The sequence below is a fragment of the Chryseobacterium carnipullorum genome, assembly GCF_900142785.1.
GTDB classification, from domain to species: domain Bacteria; phylum Bacteroidota; class Bacteroidia; order Flavobacteriales; family Weeksellaceae; genus Chryseobacterium; species Chryseobacterium carnipullorum.
Genome location: NZ_FRCD01000014.1, coordinates 116,179 through 139,893, shown reverse-complemented (window position 1 = coordinate 139,893; position 23,715 = coordinate 116,179). Strand labels below are relative to the sequence as shown.

Here is a 23,715-nt window from a genome sequence, read left to right as displayed (position 1 = left end):
AGAAAATGTCAAAAGAGACAAATTCAGCAGAGGTTTTATTAAACCAAAACGTAGCACCAGAACAATTTGATTGGGATTCTTTCGAATCAGGTCTTGATGCAGACGCAAGAAAAGAAAAAAGCGATTTAGAAGAAATTTACAACGGATCTCTTAGCAGTTTAAATGATAACGACGTTATCACTGGTAAAGTTGTAAGATTAACTGATAAAGAAGCTATCGTTGACATCGACTTCAAATCAGAAGGTGTTATTTCTCTTAACGAATTCCGTTACAACCCAGGCCTGAAAGTAGGTGATGATGTGGAAGTAATGGTAGACAGAAGAGAAGACAAAACCGGACAATTACAGTTATCTCACAGAAAAGCTAGAACGCTTAAAGCTTGGGATAGAGTAAACGAACTTCACGAAACTGGAGAAATCGTTAACGGTTTTGTTAAGTCTAGAACTAAAGGTGGTATGATCGTTGACGTTCACGGAATCGAAGCATTCTTACCAGGTTCTCAAATTGACGTTAAGCCAATTAAAGATTACGATCAGTTCGTAGGTAAAACTATGGAGTTCAAAGTTGTGAAAATCAACCCTGAGTTCAAAAACGTAGTAGTATCTCACAAAGCATTGATCGAAGCAGATATCGAAGGTCAGAAAAAAGAAATCATCGCTCAGCTTGAAAAAGGTCAGGTTCTTGAAGGTACTGTTAAGAATATTACTTCTTACGGGGTATTCATTGATTTAGGAGGTGTTGATGGATTGATCCACATTACAGACCTTTCTTGGTCTAGAGTGAACCACCCATCTGAAATCCTTGAGGACGGACAGACTGTAAAAGTTGTTATCCTTGATTTTGATGACGAGAAAACAAGAATCCAGTTAGGTATGAAGCAATTAGAAGCTCATCCTTGGGATGCTCTTTCTGCTGACATGAAAGTTGGAGATAAAGTAAAAGGAAAAGTAGTAGTTCTTGCTGACTATGGTGCATTCGTAGAAATCGCTCCAGGGGTAGAAGGATTAATCCACGTTTCTGAAATGTCTTGGTCTACTCACTTAAGATCTGCAGGTGATTTCGTGAAAGTAGGGGATGAAGTTGAAGCTGAAGTACTTACTTTAGACAGAGAAGACAGAAAAATCTCTTTAGGTATGAAACAATTATCTAAAGATCCATGGGAAAATATTGAAGCTAAGTATCCTGTAGGATCTCAGCATGTAGGAACGGTAAGAAACTTCACTAACTTTGGTGTATTCGTAGAGTTAGAAGAAGGTATCGACGGTTTGATCTACATCTCTGATCTTTCTTGGACTAAGAAAATCAAGCACCCATCTGAATTCTGTGCAGTAGGTGATAAATTAGATGTTATTGTTCTTGAATTAGATATTCAGGCTAGAAGATTATCTTTAGGTCACAAGCAATTAACTGAAAACCCTTGGGATAAATTCGAAACTAAATATGCTGAAGGTACAATCCACGCTGGTAAAGCTGTAGAAGTTCACGATAAAGGAGCTTCTGTACAGTTTGAAGACGTTGAAGTAGAAGCTTTCTGCCCATCAAGATTATTAGAGAAAGAAGATGGATCTAAAATCAAGAAAGGGGAAGATGCTCAGTTCAAAGTAATCGAATTCAACAAGGAATTCAAGAGAGTAGTAGTTTCTCATACTGGAATCTTCAGAGACGAAGAAAAGAAAAATATGAAAGACTCTTCTTCTAGAAACGTATCTTCTTCTTCAAACAACGAAGAAAGATCAACTCTTGGAGATATCGATGCATTAGCAGAATTGAAAAGAAAAATGGAAGAAGGTAAATAATCTTTAACCCATTTGAATATAGGAAGCCGCTCGGAAGAGCGGCTTTTTTTGTTTCTGGGAAAAAGGGGATTTTGAGCGTAATCCTCTGATGGTATGTGGGTTGAGTTTACTTCGTTTGTTAATGTTTTTATTTCTCATATAGTTTTATTGTGAATTGTTTTAATTTACTTGATTATTCTTAAATTATTTCATCAAATAGAGAAAAAATATTATTTTTAGCCAACTAAATTTAAATAATAACCATGAAAAAAACATTCTTATTTTTCGTCGTGGCATTTATCATGTCATGGAATAATTTTAATGCCCAGCAATCCTCAGATTATATTATTATGCTCGATAATGGAGGATCTACGACTAATGATAGCTACGCTCACATGAAACGCGGCGCAGTTAAACTGATAGAGCAACTTTTAGCCTGTAATCCCAGAAACAGAGTGGCTGTTGTACAATACGGGGCAGGAATATACGGAGATCCCGCCGGAGCAAATAAAGCCTTGATTTACATTGAAAGTGATTTTACCAATGATGGTTTCACCGCACAAAACTTTAAAAGACGTCTGGATTTTGGGGATTATTTTAATGAATCCTTGGATCTGATTGGAACTGCTTTCAACGGAGCTTTTACGCCTGATATTGTAAGCAGTCAGAATACCTTAAATCTTAGTCAGCCTCTAAAGATTGTCGTATTTACTGATGCAGAAAGGAATTCAGGAACCCCTCACGATTCATATCTTGTCAATTATAATAATACTGGCTTAAATAGCCCTTTGGCATTTGAGGATGTGGTGAAGTTTAAAGTTGACTATCAGACACAGTTTACAATGATTCATGCCAATACAGATACTCAGGCATTACAGGCGGCTGCATCTATTTCCAGTGCAGGAGGCTTATATAGTGGACCATTGGAAACCAATATTGCAGATCCTGATAACGGAGCTTTGTCAAGACTCTATTATAACAGACCCAATGGCTTTTCTGTAGGGCATACTGAAGTAGATTACTGGAAGGAGTTGGCAACCAATATCTGTGACCCAGGTAGCTTAGCGACTGTGAATTTCAGATATGAACCGGGAGAATGTATAGAGAGTACATCTGGTATTGGTGGGTATTACAACCTTCCTGCCGGAGCTACTTTGGTGAATTTTAAACTGGAGATAGTAAGTGTAGAGGATGGAAACGTGTTTCCAGTAACATTTAATCCTTCCTTTGGAGCCGGTAATTTTTTCAATTATTATTTTCAGCCGTCTGATTTTAATTATCCGGTAAATAATGGAGCAACAGGCGAGCAGAAGTTCAGATTGAGTATGGTGTATCTTCAAAACGGGTCATATAAGATTGCGTACAGCTGGAATAACTATCCTTATTTTGATTACGATATCACGATGAAATGTCCTCCTGTGCCGAGAGCTGCGAAGCCATTGGCAGGAGAAAAGATCTTCAAACTGACACCCAATCCTACTACCGGACTGTTTAAAGTTATTTTGAAAAATAAACTTGAATCAGCAAGATTGGAAATCAGAGACTTGAGTGGAAATGCAGTGTACAATAAAATACTGCGTAATGAAAAAGAAATAGACATCGATATCAGTTCCCGAAAAGAAGGTGTTTATATTGTTAATGTTATAAATAATAAAAACGAAATCTATTCAGAAAAGATCATCAAAAAATAGAAAGGTTAAGCTGTCTTTTAAGGCAGCTTTTTTTATGAGACGATGTGGTAAGGCCTGTTTGCATAAATGATAAAAATCCCAGTAATGAGATTTCTTTTGTGTAATTATTTTATTTTTCTAAATAATTTACCGAAAAAACGAATTAATTGTGAATTATTTGTACATTAGCGCCTTTATTAGTAAAAATGAAAAAGATAACTCTACCTCTTTTATTTGCTGCATTCGCAGTGTTTCCTTCTAGTTTATTTGCACAAGATAACGAGAAGCTAGTTAAAGATTATATTACTCAAAACAAGACAAGAGAATATAAGAAGAATGATCTTACCAATTTCGTCATTGATAATATTGATGCTTCAAAATCAATGAACGGAAATGTTGTAAAGTTTCAGCAGACTTATAATGGACTGCCTGTTTATGGTTCTGCAGGAACGGCCTTGATTCAGGATAGTAAAATTACGTATTATTCAGATAACTTTCTCAAGGACTATAAAGGGTCAACTTCCAATACTGTAGGAATAACAAAAGAGTCAGCGTTGCAGAAAATAGCTGCTGATTTAGGAACTGATGCTATTTCTGATCTTCCGATTCTTGCTTTTTTTGAAAAAGGATCTAATAAATTAACTGTTGCTAAACAGAGACTGGTATATACTACGGATGAAAGTCAAAACCTGAGATTGGCATATGAATTCTTATTACACGAGCCTAAAACAACAAATCACTGGAATATCCTGGTCGATGCGAATACAGGGAAGATTCTAAGTAAGCTTAATTTAAACCTTTCATGTAATTTCCACGATGAAGCGTATGCTCATGACGAAAATACAATGGCTTCATTACCTCAGGCTGAAAGTGCTTATCGTATGAATACTGGCAATTTGGTTACTTTAGCACCAGACAATGCATCTTACAACGTTTTTCCTTTACCGGTAGAAGCACCTACCTTTGGATCCAGAGCTATTGTAAATAATCCTTGGATTCTTTCCTCCTCTCCGGAAGGTTGGCACTCCAATGTCACAACACATTATACTATCACACGAGGAAACAACGTATATGCTTATGAGGATAAAGATGCCAATGAGCTAACTTTTGGGATCTCTCCGGATGGAGGAGCAGCCAGAAATTTCAATTTTCCTTATGACCCGAATGCTTTAACCTACAATAACTTATCTGCAGCTACGACGAATTTATTTTATATAAATAATATGATGCATGATGTTTTCTATAAATTCGGATTTACAGAATCAGCCAGAAACTTCCAGAGCAATAATTTTGGAAACGGTGGTCTGGATGATGATGAGGTTTTTGCACAGTCACAAGATGGAGGAGGTTTTAATAATGCCAATTTTGCATCTTATCAGGACAATTATAACCCGGTTATGCAAATGTATCTGTGGTTAGGTTCAAATCGTAAATTATTTTATAAAGCTCCATCTGATGCAGTTGGCCGTGTTGTAAATGCAGGGGTTGCTCAGTTTGGACCTGCCTTAAATGATGTTGGAATAACAGGAGATGTAAAGCTGGCAAGTATTATTGACGGATGTACAGCCTTACCGGCAGGTGAAATGGCAGGCAAAATAGGACTGATCGAAAGAGGGGGCGGAACCAATTGTGGTTTTACGGTGAAAGTGAAAAATGCACAGAATGCAGGAGCTATTGGTGCAATCATTTATAATAATACAGCCAATGGCGCTACCATTGGAAATATGGGAGGTACTGATGCTACAATAACAATACCTTCAATATTGATTACCAATGCTGAAGGAGAATTTATTAAAACAAAACTGGCTGCAGCTACCACGGTAAATGTAGACCTGAGAGCTGATACAAAATATGACGGAAGTTTCGATAACGGAATTGTTGCACACGAATATGGTCACGGAATCTCCAACAGAATGACAGGAACTGGTTATAACTGCTTAAATTCAAATGCAGATAAAGAACAGATGGGCGAAGGATGGTCTGATTTCTTTGCATTAATGCTGACCAACAGGCCTGGAGATAATGCGACGGTAGCCAGAGGAATTGGGACATATGCTAGCGGACAGACAACTACAGCCCTTGGAATCAGACCTGCCAAATATTCACCTGATTTTGCTGTGAACAACTATACCTATGGAAGAACCAATGGAATGGAGTACACCAATCAGAATGGAGTTTTGGTCCCGGATGTTCACTCTATCGGATTTGTATGGGCAACAATGCTTTGGGATCTGAACTGGAAATATGTTGAAAAATATGGCTATGCATCTGATGTAACTGCTAATGCGAATAGTGGAAGCGCAAGAGTGCTTCAGCTGGTAACAGACGCATTAAAACTGCAGACTTGTAATCCAACTTTCATTGATGGAAGAAATGCAATACTTCAGGCAGAATTGGCAACAACGGGAGGAGTAGATAAATGTATGATCTGGAGAGTTTTTGCTAAAAGAGGTTTGGGATCAGGTGCTACTGCAGGATCGATGACGAACATCAATGACCAGACAGAAAGCTTTACCCTTCCTGAAGGATGCTCTGCATTATCAACAGAAGAAGTAAAAACGGCTAAAAATAGTATTTCTATCTATCCGAATCCTGCTAGAGATGAGTTCTATATCAACTTCCCAAGCAGTACCATAGGAAAGGTAAGCCTTGAAATCTATGATATGTCAGGAAAGCTCGTTTCTTCAGAAGATAAAATTTCTCCTGCAGAGAAGAAAGCTGTTTCTACAAATAACTTAGTGAACGGAACCTATATGGTAAAAATAAAAGGCCTTGGTTTCGAAGCTTCATCTAAAGTAATCGTTAAGAAATAATTATTGACATCAACAATTTTTGAGAATCGCCGCAAGCAAGCTTGCGGCGATTTTATTTATCTATCATATTGACGTCTCCGGGTATTTCCATTATTATGTCGTAACTTTGCGGGCTGTAAAAAAAATTATGAAGAAGAAAAATATACTCAAGGGAGTGTTATTCGTAGGGATCGGGGCCAGTATATACGGAATGCTGGCTACATTTGTAAAAATGGCTTATCATGATGGTTATACCACCTCAGAAGTTACTACTTCTCAGTTTTTACTGGGCATTGTGGGACTTCTGATCCTGAATTTTATTCAGACGATCACATCAAAACAGAAACTTTCATCACCGAGTTCCAAAGAAGTGAAGATGCTGATGATCGCAGGAACCTCTTTAGGCTGTACCAGTCTCTTTTATTATATTGCAGTTCAGTATATCAATGTTTCTATTGCCATTGTTCTGCTGATGCAGTCTGTCTGGTTTAGTGTAGTGGTCGAAAGTTTTATAGCAAAGAAATTACCAAATGCCAGAAAAGTGGTTTCTGTGATTATTGTATTGGTAGGTACTGTATTGGCTACCAATCTCATCAATATGGATATAGAATTAGACTGGCACGGAATTTTTTGGGGCCTGATGGCTGCCGCTTCATATACCATGACCATGTTTACCTCCAATACGTTGGCTACTCATCTTCCGGTATTCAGGAAAAGTATTGTCATGCTTTGTGGTGGATCAGTCGTGGTCTTTGCATTTTTGTTTTTTGCTCAGATCGGGCCTATGTATTTTGACAGTTTAAAATCATTATACCTTAATTTTACAGAAAATACAGAGCACATTCATTCCTTTAACTATTCCATATTCTGGACCTATGGATTTGTATTAGCTTTGTTTGGAACCATTGTTCCTCCGATCCTATTCAATATCGGTTTCCCGAATGCGGGACTGGGTTTGGGAAGTATTGTTTCATCATTGGAACTTCCGGTTTCAGTAACGATGGCTTTCGTTTTATTAGGGGAAAAAGTACTGCTCATCCAGTGGGGAGGAATTATTCTTATCCTTTTTGCTATTGTTCTGATGAATCTGCCTTCAAAAAAAGAATTGAAAGTAGTAGAAGCTGCTTAAAAAATAATCCATAAAATAATAGTAAAAACCGTTCCTTTTGGATCGGTTTTTTTAATTTTAGTCTTTAAATAAAGTTTCACATGAAATATTTCAGAAAGGCAATTGTCGTGAGCATGCTGTCAGCTGCCCCGGGGTTCGTATTTTCACAGATAAAGCCATTGGATGCCATGCTGTCCAACTATCAGTATCCTTACGAAGTGCATTTTATTGATCTTAAGTCTCAAAATAACAATCTGAAGATGGCTTATATGGATGTGCAACCCCAAAAGCCCAATGGAAAAACAATTATGCTTCTCCACGGGAAGAATTTTAACGGGGCTTATTGGGAAAAAACGGCAAAAGACCTTTCGGCAAAAGGATTCAGAGTCATTATTCCTGATCAGATAGGATTTGGAAAATCTTCAAAACCTCAAAGCTATCAGTTTTCTTTTTCCCAGCTGGCTGAAAATACAAAAGCTATATTGGATCAGTTGCAAATAGAAAAAACAATAGTTCTCGGGCATTCTATGGGCGGAATGGTGGCAACAAGATTTACCCTCCTGTTTCCCGAAAAAGTACAGAAACTTATTCTTGAAAATCCTATAGGTCTGGAAGATTATAAAGCTTTTGCGGGCTATCAAACTATAGATCAGGCCTATCAGTCGGAACTCAAAAATACGGCTGAAACCTATAAAAATTATCAGATGAAATTCTATTATGACAACAAATGGAAAGCTGAATATCAGCCCTGGCTTGACCTTATTGCCGGATGGACTTTACATAAAGAATATCCTCAGGTAGCATGGGATGCCGCCCTCACTTCAGATATGATCTATAACCAGCCTGTCTGTTATGAATTTAAAAATATAAAAACACCCACATTGCTTATCATCGGAACAAGAGACAGAACAGCAATAGGAAAAGACAGAGCGCCCAGAGCGCTTCAGCCTAAGATGGGGCAGTATCAGGAATTGGGTAAAAAAACGCAACGTGAAATTGCAGGTTCAAAATTAGTGGAACTTGAAAATGTAGGGCATCTTCCCCATATAGAGGTGTATCCAAAGTTTTTTAGTACGCTGTATGATTTTATTAAGTAATACCGTCATTTTATCAAAATAAAAAGAGACTACCTGAATTAGATAGTCTCTTTTTGTATGTATTGTTGTCTGAATTACTTTTTCTTGTAAGCAGCATCCTTGATTCTAGCTTTTTTACCTCTAAGGTCTCTGAAGTAATAAATTCTAGATCTTCTAACTCTACCTCTTCTGTCAACTTCAATTTTCTGAAGTGCAGGCATGTTGATAGGGAATACTCTTTCTACACCTACATCACCACTCATTTTTCTGATAGTAAATGTTTTGGTAGCTCCAGTACCTCTCAATTGGATAACGGTACCTTTGAAGAACTGAGTTCTTGTCTTTTGTCCTTCTTTAATTTCGTAATACACAGTAATTGTGTCTCCTGCTTTGAATTCAGGGAAATCTTTTTTAGTAATGTACTGATCTTGTACGTACTTTAATAAATCCATTTTTAATAAAATAAAATGTTAAAGCTAAGCAACTTACACGTTCTTCGTCAGAGGTTGAATAACAGGTCGCAAAGATACAAAATACTTTTTAATTCCACCAAATAATTACTGTACTAAAAACTATAATTTTTTTACCCCGAATCCGGCTTAAAGTTAACAGTTCCTTTAAATTCCCGACAGGCACAGTTTATATACGAAGTCTACTTTTGCCCGAAATTAAAAAATCAGCCTATTTCTTTTTTAATAGCCTGATTTACAAATCAAAATAAATCTATACAAAAGTAAACTATTATGAAACATTATTTCTTCTTTTTCTGTTTTGCCGTCCAGATGGCATTCGGGCAGGCCTTGTTTCCCTACCTGCAGAATCCGACGCCGAACTCGATGATTGTCAACTGGAAAACAGCTTCAGACAATGAAACAACCGTTATCTACGGAACATCTCCAACCAGTCTGAATGTAACGGTGACCGGAACAACCAATATTTTTTCCGATACCGGTTATAATAACAACTATTACTATCATACAGCAAAAGTGGCAGGACTGCAGCCAAACACCAAATACTATTATAAGATAAAGACCGGGACCACAGAGTCATCAATTTATAACTTCAGAACACTTCCTCTGCCGGGACAACCTGCTACTGCAGATGGAAAAATACGTTTCCTGATCATGGGAGACAACCAGATCAAGGCAGAACCCAGGTATGATTCCCTTACTTTGAATGCTTTTAAAAAATTAAAGCAAAAGTTTGGAGCCGGCTCAGATCCTTCAGATAATATTGCCCTTACTTTTATGGTTGGAGATCAGGTGGATGTCGGTACGCTCGATCATTATGAGAACGTCCATTTTAAAAAGAACATCAAATTATCCCCTTATCTTCCTATTCAGACAACGGTAGGAAACCATGAGACCTACGGAACTCTTGGAATGAATTCCTACTATGCCCATTTCTATATTGATGAAATTAAATACAAAAACATAGCATCAGGAAATGAAAACTATTATGCACAGCAAGCAGGAAACGTTTTGTTTGTAAGCTTAAGTTCTGAACATACCGGTACTGCACAACAGACCTGGCTTTCTCAGATCCTGAACGAAGCCAACGGAGATCCTACTGTAGACTGGATCATTTCTTTAAGCCACAGACCGTATCAGGCAGAGCAGTATGTAGGCGATATTTCGACTTGGGTAAGAAACAATGCAGTGCCGTTGCTGACGACTTCCAATAAATATTTAATGCACGTTGGAGCTCACCATCACCTGTATCACAGAGGCCAGTTGAAAGAAACCCCGAATTACCAGATTATTTCCGGAGGAACGGCATGGGACCAGTATTGGGGAATGTCTAACGAAAAGGATTTTGATGATGTACAGAAAACCCTTACAGACTGGACTTACCAGATCGTGGAAGTCGATGTACAGACCGGAAAGGTAGATATAGAATGCTATTCGATAGGAGGAGTCTATAATAGAAAATACAATGAGCTGGTAGATACATTCCATAGGTATAAAAATCAGCCAAAACCCTCAAAACCTAGTATTGCCAATACTTTTTCAGCTCCGGTAACATTACCTTTAACCCTGAACGGAAGTGCTTTTGCATCATCCAACGGAGAGCTCCTGAACACCACCCAGTTTCAGATCAGTAAAGCAGCTAATTTTTCAGTCATTGAAAAAGAATTCTACCGTGATTATGAAAACTGGTTCGGAAAAGACGGAAACGGAACTCCGGATCATACGAAAAACTTAAATGCAGGAATTGATATTACCAAGGCTACCATTGCGGCAAACTCTATTTCAAACGGAAATTATTATGTAAAAGTCCGCTACAGAGACAGAAACCTGGAATGGAGTGACTGGAGCGAGGTAAAACAGTTTGAGGTGACCGGAAGTGTAGTTTCAAACCCCACATTTACATTAGATAAAACAGAATACACACAAGCTGAACCCATCACGGCCACTTATACCGGAGGTCCCGGAAATCAGCAGGATTGGGTAGGAATCTATAAAAAAGGACAGACCCCTGCTACAACGACTTCCCAGGGATTTATTTATACGAATGGACAATCTGCAGGAACAGCCGTTTTCACCAATGGCCTGGCCAGTAAAGGCCAGTATTTTGCAGGTTTCTTCGCGAATAATGGGTATACTGAAATTACGGGTAGAAAAAACTTCTATGTAGGCCCGAAAGTACAGCTGCAGGCTACCGCAGACACTTATCCGGTAGGAGGAACAGTAGTCATCAATTACAGCAACGGACCGAATCTGGTGAAAGACTGGATCGGGGTTTATAAAATGGGACAGACTCCAGGAACCAATACGGCTATTCAATGGAGCTATGTAACAACGCCTTCAGGAACACTGAATTTTACAGGCCTTCCGAAAGGATATTATTATGCCCAGTATCTGCTTGAAGACGGGTATACAGGAATTGGAGATAAAGTATTCTTTAAAGTAGGGGATATTGTAACAGACCTATGGATCAACAAACCGGTCTATACATTAGGTGAAAATATTACCGCTTCATGGACGGATTCTCCTGGAATTATCAAAGACTGGCTGGGAATTTACCCTCAGAATATTCAGACTCCTGATGATAATTTTGTTTCTTATACGTATTTCGATGGAGTTACGCAGGGAACAAAAACAATCCAGGGAACAGCGCTTCCCGCCACTCCGGGGAACTACTATATGGTGATGTTTACCAATGACTCTTACACTGAAGTTTCAAACAGAAAACAATTCCAGGTGACCTCAGGATCACTGGGAACGGATGAAGTGAAGAGTACAGAAAAAAATGTGGTTTTATATCCGAATCCTACAAAACCGGGGGAACCTACCTTCATTAAGAGTGATTACCCGATTGAGAAAATAGAACTCGTTTCAGCATCAGGGCAGTTGTTGTATGAATCAAAAAATATCAACAACCAACGCTTTTCTCTGGTCAATGAAAACCTTCCGAAAGGCATATACTTCGTGAAAGTTCACACAAGAAAATTATTTACTTTAAAACTGGTAATACAGTAATATTGTAAAAACATATTTGGAAAAGCGGGAAAATTACTTCCCGCTTTTTCTATTGAAAGGACAGAAAAAGTAAAATCGCAATGATCATCTTTTTACTTTTTAATGTTGGATGATTAAGTCCATTATAGCTCCTAGAATTGCTATCGAAATTCCAAATGTGATCATTCCCAATATATAGGAAACAAGAGCTTTAAAATAACTGGCGATCCTTGACTTATCGAAGAATTGTCCTACCGCCCAGGAAAAATAAACAAATACAATCACTGCAGCAATCTGCATTAAAGGATATTTCGTTACCCCTTCAAAAATGGCAAAAACAGAAAACATCAGCATTTCCATTCCCAGGATAAAACACAGGAGGATTAATATTTCAAAAAAATTGTAATCATATTTTTTGAAAAATATTTTTAACCAAAAAGCAATAAATCCGCCCATAATTATATTGGAATACCCATAATGACTTTGAACCCAATGATTGATGGTGTTGAGCTGCATCCCTTTTGCAGCATCTATTTTTATATAACCTTCTTCAATATGAAAAAAATGACTGATAATCGTATAAATAAGGGATGTGACAATAATAAATAGTACAGGCTTGACAAGCCTGCTCCTGTTCTCACTGATAAAATTTCTGATGTTTTCTCCAGGTCTGATCAGCAATTCTCTTATGGTATATAAAATACCTCTGTCGAAATGTAAAACATGTTCAATTTCATGGAGGATATAATGTCCGTCGATCCGCTTAGGTTTGATATTTTGTTTACAGTTTGAGCAAAATTCTTCATTCATAGTAGTATAAGTTTTAAATGCAAAAAACGATAAATGATTTGAAATATGCTTTACACTTTTGTTTAGTTTTTGGTACTGAAAATGTCACAAAGCAAAAATCGGCCATGACAAACAACCGATTTTCTGCTAATATTTAGGTGATATATTTTTTAAAACTCGTAAAGAAGATCATCTTCCTGTAAAGTCGTACTCGAAGCATTATAAGGATCCTGTGGTTCGGTATCTGCAAGAATTTTTGAATCCTGAATAAGCTTTCCTTCTGCAGTATACACTTTTAAAAGAATCCATTTTCCGCTACGTTCCATTTCCTTTAAACCTGATTCTGTTTTATACTTTATTTTTCCACTCTGAAGGATTCCTTCTTTTACAACGGATTTATTCCCGGGCTTTCCTTTCACATACTGTACAATCTGCGCAGTGAAACCTTCTCCTTCTTCCAAAGGTTGGGTGTAGGTATAAGCAATTCCTCCTTTTTCATCATAAACAGTAGAATCATATCCCGTCTGCTTGGCATTAAGTTTTTTCTCGGATTTTATTTTTTCGTCTTCTCTGAAAGATTTTGAAAGGACTAAAATACCCTCTTTATACTGCTGTTCATTAAGTTCTTCAAACAAAGTTCCGGTGTAAGGCATATCATCTTTGTACGTTAGGGCTCCTTTAAGTCTTCCGTCTGGATGATAATATTTGACCTCTTGGATCATATCATCTTTTAATACTTTTTCAGAAGATAGTTTTCCGTCTTCATCAAAATATTTATTCAGTACAACCGAACCGTTTTTGTACACGTCAATCACACTGTAGCCGGAAAGATCATAGTTAAACTGATAATCTTCACCATCCTGAGGCTTGTAATAGTTGGATTCCTTCTCATAAACATAGGTTAAATTTCCTATTTTCTTACCTGTTTCATCATAGGTTGTCTTGTAGCCGTCTTTTTTGTTTTTCTTTTCTTCCTGGAGTATTTTACCGTTTTTTGAATAGATGATGCTCTCCTTTATTGTTCCGTCACTTTTCTGTTTCTCGATTTTGGATACCCTCATCGGATGATAATAATACTCAACGAGCAGATTGTCATCCGAACTGTTCGCATTGCTGGTACCAATATGTTTTCCCTTATCGCCGTAATATTTAGTTTCATACTTTCCTTTACTGTCTGTCGTGATCTCGTACCGTATTCCTTTAATATCCTCATCATAAGCTATTGTTTTGAAAGTATCAGAATTCTCATAAATCGTAACGCTGTTATAAAAAGAGGATAACTCCGGATCTTTATAGACGTACATTTTTCCCTTAAAGGTACCATCCGCTTTATACACAAGATCCTCCACAGGTCTTCCTTTCTCATCAAACGTCTGAGCCGGTCCTATTTGCTTTCCTCCGGAAAAGGTTGCGGTGCTTAAGATTTTACCTTCAGGACTGTACCAGATCACTTTACCTTCATAGACTTCGCTGCCAGGAATTGTATTGGATGCGAGACCCTCCATCTGAAGTTTGCCGTTTTTATAAAAATCTCTGATTAAAGTGAGTTTGCCTTTATTCTCTGTTTCACGGTAGAATTCCATTTTATCCTGAGTGGTTTTTTCCCAGTTTTCGTCAAAATAGACTTTTTCCTGTGCACCGACACTGATGCTGAGAATCAGGACCAAAATGGCTGACGTAAATAATTTTTTCATGTTTTATTAAAGTTTAAATGATTCGGTAATTAAAAATATAAAATAGGATTGGAAATACAGAAACGGTCGTAGAATACAGTCAGATTTTACAGGATCAAATATAAATCAATTTACTGAGAAATAGAAAGCGTTGACAGTATTTTGGATCCGTAAAAACCCGGAATTTTTCATGATTTGTCTTGTTGATTGTTCTTATGAAAACAGGACGAATTCCGTTCTTAGGATATTTGATAAAATTTATTAAATTTAACGGACAGAAAAATCTAATATTTCATGATAGATAAAAGAGTAAAAAATGCGAAGGAAGCCATCGAAGGAATTCAGGATGGAATGACTTTAATGCTGGGCGGATTTGGTCTGTGCGGTATTCCTGAAAACTCAATCAATGCTTTGGTAGAGAGCGATGTGAAAGATGTAACGTGTATTTCAAACAATGCAGGGGTTGATGATTTCGGATTAGGATTACTGCTTCAGAAAAGACAGATCAAAAAAATGATCTCTTCGTATGTAGGAGAAAATGCAGAATTCGAAAGACAGATGTTGTCAGGAGAACTTGAAGTGGAACTTACCCCACAGGGAACTTTAGCGGAAAAATGCAGAGCGGCACAAGCTGGAATTCCTGCGTTTTATACACCTGCAGGCTACGGAACTGAAATTGCAGAAGGGAAAGAAGTGAAAGATTTTGACGGAAAGCCTCATATTCTGGAACATGCTTATAAAGCAGATTATTCTATTGTAAAAGCCTGGAAAGGAGATCATGTAGGAAACCTTATTTTTAAAGGTTCAGCAAGAAATTTCAACCATCCAATGGCCGGTGCTGCAAAAATTACCATCGCTGAAGTAGAAGAGCTCGTAGAACCGGGAGAATTAGACCCTAACGAAATCCATATTCCGGGAATCATGATCCAGAGAATTTTCCAGGGGGAGAATTTTGAAAAGAGAATTGAGCAGAGAACAGTGAGAACAAAAGAATAAAATTCCTGTTTTTAACCACAAAATTCACAAGAAATTGATCAGGTTTACTCCAATGAAAATCTTAAATTTTCTAACAAGGGTAAGTGTGCTTGATCCTTACTCTTAATTGAATGTTTTAGGGTTAAAATTTGAATAAAAACAAAAGCGCTGAACGAAAGTTCAGCGCTTTATTTGTATTATGCTTCCGGTGAAATGAGCATTTTTCTTTCCCCGATCTGCTGTCGCCACATGGCGTAGTACAAGCCTTTTTCAGCAATCAGATTATCGTGAGATCCCATTTCTATTACTTGTCCGCGTTCAAGCACATAAATCCGGTCTGCATGCATGATTGTACTGAGACGATGCGCAATAAGAACCGTGATCTGTTCCTTTTCTTTTGAAATATTTTTAATCGTAGACGTGATTTCTTCCTCGGTAATACTGTCCAAAGCTGAGGTAGCTTCGTCAAAAATCAATAAATGAGGTTTTCTTAAAAGGGCTCTTGCGATGGCGATTCTTTGTTTTTCTCCGCCACTCAATTTCAGTCCGCCCTCACCAATCACCGTGTCTATGCCTTTTTCAGCTCTTTGTAACAATGCAGTACAGCTCGATTTTTGTAATGCAATTTCCAAATCCGATTCTGTAGCCTCCGGATTCACAAAAAGAAGATTTTCCTTAATAGTTCCTGCAAAAAGTTGGGTATCCTGAGTGACAAAACCAATTTGATTTCTCAGTTCATCAAAATCAAACTCTTTTCCATTAATGGTATTGAAGAAAACATTGCCTTCCTGAGGTCTGTACAGCCCAACCAGCAATTTAACCATTGTACTTTTCCCCGATCCGCTTGGTCCCACAAAAGCAATGGTTTCTCCGTTTTTAACATCAAAGGAGATATTATTCAGGGCTTTATATTGAGCAGACTGGTGTTTAAAAGAAACATGTCTAAACTCCAATTCTTCAATAGCCCCAATTTGTTTGGGATGAAGAGGCTTTTCTTCCACCTCTTTTTTCATTAACTGATCGAAATTCTGAAGAGAAGCTTCAGCCTCGCGATAAGAAATAATAATGTTTCCTATTTCCTGCATTGGTCCGAAAATAAAGAAACCATAAAACATCAGAGACAGATACTGACCCGGAGTGACAATATTTTTAAAAATCAGGAATAACAAGGTCATGGTAATGGTCTGTTGAAGAAAATTGACCATCGTTCCCTGAATAAAGCTTAATGAACGGATACTTTTGACTTTTCTCAGTTCAAGCCCCAGAATCTTATACGTATTATTATTTAGACGGATCACCTCTTGATTCGTTAACCCCAAACTTTTGACAATTTCTATATTTCTTAAACTTTCTGTAGTACTTCCCGCTAAAGCCGTCGTTTCTGAAACAATATTTTTCTGAATGCCTTTTATCCTTTTACTTAATAAATTAGTGATGAAGGCAACAAGAAAAATTCCGCAGATATAGACAGGCATGATTGACCAATGCAACCGAATGGCATATACAGACACGAAAATAATACTGACCAGGATTCCGAAGAAAATATTAATGAAACTGGTGATGAATTTTACAGTATCTTCTCTCACTTTTGTTAAAATTGATAAAGTTTCTCCACTTCTCTGATCCTCAAATTCCTGATAAGGCAGTGCCATTGAATGCTTTAACCCGTCTGTGAAAATTTTTGCACCAAACTTTTGTGTGATAACGCTTACCGCATAATCCTGAAAAGCCTTGGCAATTCTGCTTACCATTGCTGTTCCGATAAGTAATCCCAGAAAGTAAAAAACACCGTGATAAATTCCGCTTCCGTATAAATATTCATTCAGATTTCGGGGTAAAAGTTTTTCCTTATCAAAAAAATTAGGATGCGTAACCAGCTGATCCAGAATATTCCCTGTAATAGCCGGAGCAAATAAAGAAAAAACCTGATTAACGGTTGCCAGTAGTAAAGAAAGAGCAATGAGCCATTGGTAGGGCTTAAGGTATCTTAAAAGTATTTTCATTCTAATAAATAATGATGCAAAATTAGAGATATTATTTTGACTTACAGTATTAACCTGAGCTCTGGTTAAAAAAAATAATATAATGACGATAAAAGCTGATAGAAACGAGCGAAAGACGATATCCCTGGCAAGATCTTAAACCTTGTCAGAGATACTTCCTGTATGCTTTGCTTCGGTACATCATTACATTGTCCCGAAATCAGGGAAATCTTAATAATTTTCAGTAACAAAGGCCTTTTGTATTCAAGTGAAAAGATTTAAATTGCAGTTTAAGTTTTTATTATGCTTACAAAAGAACAAATTGCTAAAAGGATTTCAAAAGAACTGAAAGACCGTTATTATGTAAACCTGGGAATCGGAATCCCAACTTTGGTCGCTAACTACGTTCCAGAAGGTATTTCCGTAGAATTCCAGAGTGAAAACGGAGTTCTCGGGATGGGACCTTTCCCTTTCGAAGGTGAGGAAGATGCCGATATCATCAATGCCGGAAAACAGACCATTACTATTCTGCCTGGGGGGTCATTTTTCGACTCAGCCTTCAGTTTTGGGATGATCCGCGGTCAGAAAGTAGATCTTACCATTCTGGGAGCGATGGAAGTTTCAGAAAACGGAGATATTGCCAACTGGAAAATTCCCGGTAAAATGGTCAAAGGAATGGGCGGGGCGATGGACCTTGTAGCTTCTGCTGAAAATATCATCGTAGCCATGATGCACGTAAATAAAGCCGGAGAAAGCAAAATACTGAAAAAATGCAGCCTTCCGCTTACAGGGGTTAACTGCGTGAAAAGAGTAGTGACCGAACTGGCAGTGTTAGATGTAACTCCTGAAGGATTTAAACTAATAGAAAGAGCACCGGGGGTTTCAGTAGAACATATTGTAAAATCAACCGAAGCAGATCTCATCATCGATGGTGAAATTCCTGAAATGCAATTTTAATATAATTGAAGACGCTTCGTGAATTTCATTCATAAACCTTCAATCTATAAATCAGAATAACACTGCTGAAAACTGACTGTTAACGATGACAGATCGTACCGGAAATATCATGCTGAGCATAGTCGAAGCATATAAAATAATTTTCGTTTCAGAGCAAAAGAAAAGGCTGTTTCAGAAATTGAAACAGCCTTTTTTATATTTTAATGTCTGATAAATTTTAAACCTCCAATGAGAAGTCTCATATCCGACATCTATTTCGCATCCTGAGCGCCAAAAACCTTCTGTAAAATAGAAGTTGTTCTCATAGCCGGAGTATTTCTGATTCCGCTTTCTTTGTCCGCTACCATTTTGAAAACACCGTTGATGGTTTCTGTCGTCACATACTCATTAAGATCCGTTGTGACAGACTGTCCTGTAAACGTGTTGTATTTGGTGATCAGGTTTTTCCAGACGGTATCAGCACCTACTTTTCCCAACGAAGCTTTCACTTTAGGCTGGAAAGCTGTAAACAACTGGCTTTGCGTTTTGGTCTGTAGATAATTCGTAGCCGCATTGTCATTGCTTAATAATATATTTTTAGCATCAGTGATGGTCATGGAGGTGATCGCTTTTGTGAAAATAGGAGCAGCTTCGGTTACAGCATCCTCAGCAGCTCTGTTCAATAACTTTACCCCTTCATCCGCCAGGCTTCCCATTCCCAGAGAACGCAATGTCGTATCAATCTTTCTTAATTTTTCAGGCATTAAAATTTTAACCGCTTCATTTTTAAAGAACCCATCTGTTAGTGCCAGTTTTTTTACCCCATCAGTAACTCCAAGACTTAAAGCTTCCTTTAATCCTGAAGAGATCTGTGTGGAAGTAAGATTTCCAAGGTTCACCGGAGATGTTTTGGCTGGAGTTGTGGTCGTACTGGTTGTCGTTGCAGAACTATTAGTTTTTGACGGATTGTCAAGATCAACCCCTGTTTTAGTTTTAACAGTAGATTTAATGATATCTAAGAGCTGTGCCTGCGAAGAAACTGAAAATAATAATCCTGCGGCCAGTAAAATGCTTTTTCTCATTGTATTTTTTTGCAAATTTAGATGTTTTATTATTTAATAGGTTAAATACGTAAAAGAGTTTTGGAAAATAATTATATTAGCTAACACCTTAATTATACTCAAATGCGACGTTTTCTTTTTGTATTTTCTGTTCTTTTTTTCAGTGTTTTTTCCGCTCAGACAAAACCAAATTTAATTCCTTATCCCCAAAGTGTTGAGTTTTCAAAAGGAGAATTTATTTTAAGTAATACAACAGCTGTAAAAGGCAATGAGAAGTCTTTTGAGTATCAGTTTTTTCTTAAATCTTTAAATAAAAACTATCAGTTGGATCTGTCAAAAAATGAAAGAACTCATGGAACAGATGTCATTTTTGTATCTGTAGATAAGGACAAAAAAGAAGATTATGAAATTAATGTAGCAGAAAACTTTATGTCTGTGATTGGAAAGGATGATGCAGGGCTTTTTCACGGTATTCAAACGATGCTTCAACTTATTCAGAATTCTAAAGACGGTAAAATTCCTGCTGTAAAGATCAAGGATTATCCAAAATTTGCCTGGCGCGGAATGCATTTGGATGTCTGCCGCCATTTCTTTAACGTTGACGAAGTGAAGCAATACATCGATTATCTGGCCATGTACAAGCTGAATACTTTTCACTGGCACCTTACAGATGATCAGGGCTGGAGAATTGAAATTAAAAAATATCCAAAACTTACAGAGATCGGTTCAAAACGTAAAGAATCAATGGTGGGTGCGTATGTTGACAATACTTTTGACGGAAAACCTTACGGACCCTATTTCTACACTCAGGAGCAGATCAGGGATGTCGTTAAATATGCCCAGCAAAGACATATCACCGTCGTTCCGGAAATTGAAATGCCGGGACATGCTTTAGCCGCTTTATCAGCATATCCGGAACTGGCCTGTACAAAAGGGCCATTTGAATCCGCTACAAAATGGGGTGTTTTTGACGATGTTTTTTGCCCGAAAGAAGAAACATTCACCTTTCTCGAAAATGTTCTCGATGAAGTCATGAAACTTTTCCCTTCCCAGTACATCCACATCGGCGGCGATGAATGTCCGAAAACAAGATGGAAAGAATGCGCCCACTGTCAGAAATTGATTAAGAAGAATAATCTGAAAGACGAACATGGCCTGCAAAGCTATTTCATTCACAGAATTGAAAAATATGTAAACAGTAAAGGCAGAAAGATCATCGGCTGGGACGAAATCCTTGAGGGAGGTCTTGCTCCAAACGCCGCTGTCATGAGCTGGACGGGTATAAATGGAGGAATAGAAGCCGCAAAATCAGGACATTTCGCAGTGATGACGCCTGGTGCGTATTGCTATTTCGATCATTATCAGGGAGATCCACAGTCGGAACCTAATGCTTTCGGAGGTTTTACACCTTTGGATAAAGTCTATTCGTATAATCCCGTTCCCTCAGAATTGAATCCGGAACAGGCAAAATACATTCTGGGGGTTCAGGCCAATTTATGGACGGAATATATTACAGATTTTAAGCAGGTACAGTACATGATATTCCCAAGACTCATGGCACTTTCCGAAGTAGGATGGGGAACAGCAGATCCTGAAAATTATAAAGAATTTGAAAGCAGGGTCATTGGCCAGTTCAAAATTTTGGATGGAATGAAGGTTAATTATGCAAAAAGCATTTACAATATCTCCGTAAAAGTAGTTCCTGCCAATGAAGGTATTGCTTATGAGCTCACCGTATCACAGGATCCGGCAGGGATAAGATATACCACTGACGGAACAGAACCTTCGCTGGATTCACAGGTCTATCAGAATCCTGTCAGAGTTAAAAAGTCGATAACGGTGAAATCCGCCTATTTTGAAGATGGAAAACTGAAAAGCGCAGTTTCTTCACAGGAATTTACAGTTTCCAAAACCACAGGAAAAAAAATTACATTAGAACAGCCACCAAGTGAAAACTACTCTTTCGGAGGTGCTTTTACTTTAGTAGACGGAATAATCGGGAATACAAGGCAGTTGGGTAAAACATGGCTGGGCTTTCAGGGTAAAGATGTTGTGGCAACTATTGATCTTGGTCAGAAAACAAGCTTCTCGGAAGTGTATTTTAATACCCTGGAAAATAAAGGAAGCTGGATTCATCTGGCGAAATCTGCAAAGATTTTTGTTTCCGATGATGGCAGGAATTTTAAAATGATTAAGGAGATCGGAACACAAGAAATTCAGGATTCAAAAGGAAAAATAACACTGAACGTAGGAAACCAGACCTCAAAATACATCAAGCTGATCATTGAAAATGCAGGCATTATTCCTGCCGGAAATCCCGGAGCCGACTCAAAAGCCTGGCTTTTTGTAGATGAAATTGGTGTAAATTAAACTTTATGTAGACCAGGCATCATGCAGAACGATATCCTTTCCTCAGAATTTGCCAATTCACCCGAACTTGTTGAAAAGCTCTACCAATATGGCATAGCCAAAACCTACCGTGAAGGAGACCATATTCTAAATGAAAACGCTTCAATACGCTCTATCCCGATCATTATGAAAGGAATGATCAAAGTCATCAGAACCGATGAAGCCGGACGGGAGATCTTGCTGTATTACATTAAAGCCGGAGAAAGCTGTATCATGTCATTTTTAGGCGGAATGCACAATGAAAAAAGCATCGTAAAAGCAGAAGTGGAAGAAGATACAGAAATCCTTTTCCTTCCGGTAGATAAAGCCTCATTATTGATCACACAATATCCGGAATGGCTGGATTACATCTTTAAACTCTATCATAAACGTTTCGAAGAATTACTTGACATTATTAATGCCATTGCTTTTAAAAAAGTAGACGAAAGACTTTTGGATCTTCTGAATAAAAAGTCTGAACTTACCCATTCTTCAATTATTGTAATCACCCACGAACAGCTAGCCAACGAACTCGGTACTGTAAGAGTCGTAGTATCCAGACTACTCAAACAATTAGAGGAATCCGGAAAACTAAAACTCAGCAGAAACAAAATCGCTCTTCTATAAGACACCATCACAATTCTCATTCCGACTGCAATCATTCCCCTCCAATGGAGGGGTGGCGAAAATTCAAAGAATTTTTGACGGGGTGGTTCAAAAGAAAATAATCTTTAAAACTCAAGCACAATCATCAGAAAATCTCTGATTTTCAAAAACCTTAGCCACCCTTCTTTACAGTACTCCTTTTACTTTTAAAACTTTTGTAAAAAAAATCACCAAAAACACCTTATGTAACAAAAGTAGCTGTAAGTCTCCCCAGTTATTTCCATTTTTACTCAGAATTAAATTAAGACAAAATAAATGATTGACATTATAAAAGAACCATGGCCGTGGTATATAGCCGGACCATTAATAGGACTTACCGTTCCTGCTTTGTTGATTCTGGGGAACAAATCCTTTGGAATCAGTTCTTCTTTAAGACATATTTGTGCTGCATGCATTCCAGCTGGGATCAGCTTTTTCAAATATGACTGGAAAAAGGAAGCTTGGAACCTGTTTTTTGTACTGGGAATTTTCTTAGGAGGAATGATTGCCTCCCATTTTCTGCTCAATACCGCTGAAATTACCGTTAATCCCCAACTTAAAACCGAATTGGCAGGCTATGGAATTACTGATTACACCAATCTGGTGCCTGTACAGCTGATGAATTTTGAAAGTCTGCTGACCTTACGAGGATTTATAATGTTGATCGTGGGAGGATTTATGGTAGGCTTTGCAACAAGATACGCAGGCGGATGTACCAGTGGCCATGCCATTATGGGACTTTCCAATCTGCAATGGCCGTCACTGGTGGCAACAGTATGTTTTATGATTGGTGGTTTTATAATGGCGAATTTTATTTTGCCTATCATTCTTTCCCTTTAGTTCAATTTTTAACAGAATAATAATGACAGACCTTAAAGAAACCGATATTCATCAGAATACAGCCTGTACCAATGAAAGCAGTCTGAATCGTCCATGGTATTATTATATCAGATACCTTATGACCGGAATTATCTTCGGAATTGTTTTTGTGAAAGCTGAGGTCATCAGCTGGTTCAGAATACAGGAAATGTTTAGACTCCAGTCTTTCCATATGTACGGAATTATTGGGAGTGCCGTTTTCGTTGGAATGATTTCAGTATGGATAATTAAAAAATTCAGGATTAAAACATTAGATGGTGAATCTATCAATGTACCCTTTAAAAAATTTAGTAAAGGCCAGATTTACGGTGGCTTGATCTTTGGTTTTGGTTGGGCAATGACAGGAGCGTGCCCCGGACCACTTTTTGCACAGATCGGAACTGGTGCATTGGCAGTGAGCATGACCCTTCTCAGTGCCATTGCAGGAACGTGGGTATATGGTTATGTAAGAGATAAGCTCCCTCATTGATGATAAGAAAATAATATAAATACCATAGACCGCTTA

The 23,715-nt window shown here is 37.8% G+C and carries 17 protein-coding genes; 12 read left to right on the top strand and 5 right to left on the bottom strand.

The genetic code is table 11. The annotated features are described in order from the left end of the window. Window positions 1-5 precede the first annotated feature (5 nt). The 5 genes from rpsA (at window position 6) to BUC06_RS16160 (ending at window position 8,442) form a co-directional block, all read left to right on the top strand. Window positions 6-1,796 (top strand): 30S ribosomal protein S1, encoded by a 1,791-nt coding sequence (gene rpsA, locus BUC06_RS16180; RefSeq protein WP_073335052.1) that lies wholly within the window; start codon window positions 6-8, stop codon window positions 1,794-1,796. A 242-nt stretch (window positions 1,797-2,038) separates the two neighbouring features. Further along, on the top strand, window positions 2,039-3,466 hold the full coding sequence (locus BUC06_RS16175; RefSeq protein WP_073335051.1) for a T9SS type A sorting domain-containing protein: 1,428 nt from the start codon (window positions 2,039-2,041) through the stop codon (window positions 3,464-3,466). Window positions 3,467-3,651: 185 nt separating this feature from the next. After that, entirely contained in the window at window positions 3,652-6,258 is a 2,607-nt protein-coding gene (locus tag BUC06_RS16170; RefSeq protein WP_073335050.1) for a T9SS-dependent M36 family metallopeptidase, read from the top strand. Between the two features lie 127 nt (window positions 6,259-6,385). Beyond that, window positions 6,386-7,366: an EamA family transporter gene (locus BUC06_RS16165; protein WP_073335049.1), complete on the top strand. Its 981-nt coding sequence runs from the start codon at window positions 6,386-6,388 to the stop codon at window positions 7,364-7,366. A gap of 80 nt (window positions 7,367-7,446) precedes the next feature. Continuing rightward, window positions 7,447-8,442, top strand: a complete 996-nt coding sequence (locus tag BUC06_RS16160; RefSeq protein ID WP_073335048.1) for an alpha/beta fold hydrolase — start codon at window positions 7,447-7,449, stop codon at window positions 8,440-8,442. 74 nt (window positions 8,443-8,516) lie between these two features. Here the strand turns inward: BUC06_RS16160 and rplS are convergent, their stop codons facing one another. Beyond that, the gene (rplS, locus tag BUC06_RS16155; RefSeq protein WP_034704964.1) at window positions 8,517-8,873 is read right to left on the bottom strand and encodes a 50S ribosomal protein L19; all 357 of its coding nucleotides are present in this window, start codon (window positions 8,871-8,873) and stop codon (window positions 8,517-8,519) included. Between the two features lie 291 nt (window positions 8,874-9,164). On the opposite strand from rplS, the gene BUC06_RS16150 reads away from it, so the two are divergent. Next, on the top strand, window positions 9,165-11,903 hold the full coding sequence (locus BUC06_RS16150) for a fibronectin type III domain-containing protein (RefSeq protein ID WP_073335047.1): 2,739 nt from the start codon (window positions 9,165-9,167) through the stop codon (window positions 11,901-11,903). Between the two features lie 99 nt (window positions 11,904-12,002). Here the strand turns inward: BUC06_RS16150 and BUC06_RS16145 are convergent, their stop codons facing one another. Further along, window positions 12,003-12,692: a DUF3667 domain-containing protein gene (locus BUC06_RS16145; protein ID WP_073335046.1), complete on the bottom strand. Its 690-nt coding sequence runs from the start codon at window positions 12,690-12,692 to the stop codon at window positions 12,003-12,005. Window positions 12,693-12,841: 149 nt separating this feature from the next. Continuing rightward, on the bottom strand, window positions 12,842-14,365 hold the full coding sequence (locus BUC06_RS16140; protein ID WP_073335045.1) for a hypothetical protein: 1,524 nt from the start codon (window positions 14,363-14,365) through the stop codon (window positions 12,842-12,844). A 273-nt stretch (window positions 14,366-14,638) separates the two neighbouring features. On the opposite strand from BUC06_RS16140, the gene BUC06_RS16135 reads away from it, so the two are divergent. Beyond that, complete coding sequence (locus BUC06_RS16135) at window positions 14,639-15,340, top strand: CoA transferase subunit A (protein WP_073335044.1); 702 nt, start codon at window positions 14,639-14,641, stop codon at window positions 15,338-15,340. A gap of 176 nt (window positions 15,341-15,516) precedes the next feature. Here the strand turns inward: BUC06_RS16135 and BUC06_RS16130 are convergent, their stop codons facing one another. After that, on the bottom strand, window positions 15,517-17,322 hold the full coding sequence (locus BUC06_RS16130; RefSeq protein WP_073335043.1) for an ABC transporter ATP-binding protein: 1,806 nt from the start codon (window positions 17,320-17,322) through the stop codon (window positions 15,517-15,519). A gap of 282 nt (window positions 17,323-17,604) precedes the next feature. On the opposite strand from BUC06_RS16130, the gene BUC06_RS16125 reads away from it, so the two are divergent. Next, window positions 17,605-18,258, top strand: a complete 654-nt coding sequence (locus BUC06_RS16125; RefSeq protein WP_073335042.1) for a CoA transferase subunit B — start codon at window positions 17,605-17,607, stop codon at window positions 18,256-18,258. Between the two features lie 251 nt (window positions 18,259-18,509). On the opposite strand, the gene BUC06_RS16120 is transcribed toward BUC06_RS16125, so the two are convergent. Beyond that, window positions 18,510-19,319 carry a DUF4197 domain-containing protein gene (locus tag BUC06_RS16120; RefSeq protein WP_073335041.1) on the bottom strand — a complete coding sequence of 270 codons (810 nt, stop codon included), beginning with the start codon at window positions 19,317-19,319 and terminating at the stop codon, window positions 18,510-18,512. 102 nt (window positions 19,320-19,421) lie between these two features. On the opposite strand from BUC06_RS16120, the gene BUC06_RS16115 reads away from it, so the two are divergent. The 4 genes from BUC06_RS16115 (at window position 19,422) to BUC06_RS16100 (ending at window position 23,679) form a co-directional block, all read left to right on the top strand. Then, a complete protein-coding gene (locus BUC06_RS16115) occupies window positions 19,422-21,668 on the top strand; it encodes a glycoside hydrolase family 20 protein (protein ID WP_073335040.1) in 2,247 nt (748 codons plus the stop codon). A 21-nt stretch (window positions 21,669-21,689) separates the two neighbouring features. Further along, window positions 21,690-22,313, top strand: coding sequence for a Crp/Fnr family transcriptional regulator (locus tag BUC06_RS16110; RefSeq protein ID WP_073335039.1), 624 nt, complete (start codon window positions 21,690-21,692; stop codon window positions 22,311-22,313). 294 nt (window positions 22,314-22,607) lie between these two features. Beyond that, on the top strand, window positions 22,608-23,171 hold the full coding sequence (locus BUC06_RS16105) for a YeeE/YedE family protein (RefSeq protein WP_073335038.1): 564 nt from the start codon (window positions 22,608-22,610) through the stop codon (window positions 23,169-23,171). A 22-nt stretch (window positions 23,172-23,193) separates the two neighbouring features. Beyond that, on the top strand, window positions 23,194-23,679 hold the full coding sequence (locus BUC06_RS16100; RefSeq protein ID WP_073335037.1) for a DUF6691 family protein: 486 nt from the start codon (window positions 23,194-23,196) through the stop codon (window positions 23,677-23,679). The last annotated feature ends 36 nt before the right edge of the window (window positions 23,680-23,715 follow it).